The organism is Halomonas sp. 3A7M (assembly GCF_014897875.1).
Lineage (GTDB): Bacteria > Pseudomonadota > Gammaproteobacteria > Pseudomonadales > Halomonadaceae > Vreelandella.
The window spans coordinates 1-1,991 of sequence record NZ_JABUZD010000153.1; the positions used below are offsets into that span (position 1 = coordinate 1).

Annotated in this window: 1 protein-coding gene and 1 pseudogene; one reads left to right on the plus strand and one right to left on the minus strand. The window is 60.8% G+C overall.

Features of this window, described 5'->3' with window-relative positions; all coding sequences use genetic code 11:
• A pseudogene (locus INT19_RS13545) lies at positions 1-201 on the minus strand (serine hydrolase); the annotation flags it as partial.
• Positions 202-416: 215 nt separating this feature from the next.
• Between INT19_RS13545 and INT19_RS13550 the strand changes: the two are divergent.
• A partial coding sequence (locus INT19_RS13550) for an AAA family ATPase (RefSeq protein ID WP_193061158.1) occupies positions 417-1,991 on the plus strand: 1,575 nt, incomplete at its 3' end.

The following is a 1,991-nucleotide window of genomic DNA, read 5'->3' on the forward strand; positions in this document are numbered from 1 at the left end:
CAGCGTCTCAGGCAGCGGCGTGTCGGGTAGCGTGATGGCTGCACGAGCCGTTACCGCTGCCGGGTCGGCCACGCAGAACTGCTGCGCCTGATCTTGAGCCTGCGCTGTAACCGGGGCCGCGAGGGCAAAAGCCACAGCACAGACCGAGAGGCTGGGCCGAAACTGGCGGGCCGTTCTGTGATGGAGTCTGATCGCTGTCATGTGCCTGTCCCTTGTTTGTTATGCACTTGCTACTTGGATTGCTTCGAAAGCGAAGATAGCCCATTTATGATTGCAAACAAACAAATGTAAAGTTCAATTAAGGTGCAATGTGGGTATAATTTGCGCTTTACTAATCCGCTTATGCCCTTTACCTAACGGCTGCCGCCATTCGTGCGCTACGGCCTGGGGTAGTCAGTTCCGAGGCCCCCTACGGCATGATTTCGAAAGATATCAAGGTAAACCTAAGCGAAGGCATTTTGCTGTGCGGCGAAGTACAGATGCGCCTGCGTCCCAAGACCCTGTCTGTTTTGGTGGCATTGGTGGAGCAACAAGGCGAAGTGGTCAGCACGGCTGATTTACGGCGCATGATATGGGGCAATAGCCATGGCAACGAGGCAGGCCCCAAACAGTGCATCCGCGAATTGCGCCGGATGCTGGACGACAGCGCCCAAGACGCCGGGCTGATCGAGACAGTGGGTCGCCGGGGCTACCGGCTGACGCGTCCGATCTCGTTGATCGGCGCTGCGTCTGAGGATCTTATAACGGCATCGACAGTACTCTGCCTCGGGCGGGATAAAGAGCTGGAAGTTCTAAGCGAAAGGGCCGACGCCGCCAAGCGCGGTCGACGGGCGCTGGCTTTTATTTCGGGCGAGGCAGGGGCCGGTAAGACACGCCTTCTGGAAGCATTTGAGGCTGGTTTACCCCAGCGCACACCGCTGTGGGTCGCCTGGGGACAGGCCATTGCGCACCCTGGCGCACGCGAGCCCTACGGGCTGCTGATGGATGTGTTGACGCAACTTATGGCCGGGCCTGAGGGGGGGACGCTGGCGCGACTTCTGCCACTCGTCGCTCCCTCTTGGGTCAAGCAACAACCTGGGCGTCGCTCGAAGGCGGAAGCGTTGGACCGTACTCGCCGCGACTCAATGCTGCGGGAATTCTCCGCGCTGATGGAGCGGCTGACCCGTGGCCGCCCTGGTATTCTCGTGCTTGAGGATCTGCACTGGGCAGACCCCAGTACGCTAGCTTGGCTAGCGGCTTGGGGGCTACAACGCACTCCGGCGCGATTACTGGTGCTGGGTAGCTATCGCGATGATGAACTAGACCGCGCTGGAACGCTTGCGGCAACACTGAGTCAGCTAAGTCGGCAGCCAGACTGCAGGTTGATCACCCTTGGTGGTCTCGATGAGGCGGCAGTGTCTGGATGCCTTGCAGAGCGCTTCCAGGGTAACGCTTTTCCTCCTGATTTGGCTCAGACTCTTGCCCACCGAACCGAGGGTCATGCCATGCTTGTTGATGCGGCGGCAGACTTTTGGCAGGCGCAAGGTCTTGTGCGGCGCGACGAGACTGGCTGGCAGCTTTCCAGCTCTCCTGAAGCGTTGGTCGCAGCCATCGCCCCCAGTGTCCGTACCCTGATCGAGACTGAACGCACTAGCCGCCTGCTGGCTGAGGAGCGCAGCTTGCTTGAAACCGCCAGTGTAGCGGGATCGAACTTTTCCGCGATTGACCTGGCCGACAACCGCGTCGGGGTGGAGGCGGCGGAGCGGCAGCTAGAACTCCTCGCCCGAAACCGACGATTCATCACCCGTGCGGGCCTCAGCTATCGACCCGACGGATCGGTGGCCACGCGCTATGCCTTCCGGCACGCGCTACATCACGAAGCGCTCTACGATGGGTTGCCGGCAGCGAACAGGCAAGGCACGCACCGAAGGGTCGGTCTGCGGCTGGAGGCCAGCCACGGTAATGCAGCGGGTGAGATTGCCCCTGTACTGGCCGATCACTTTGAACGCGGC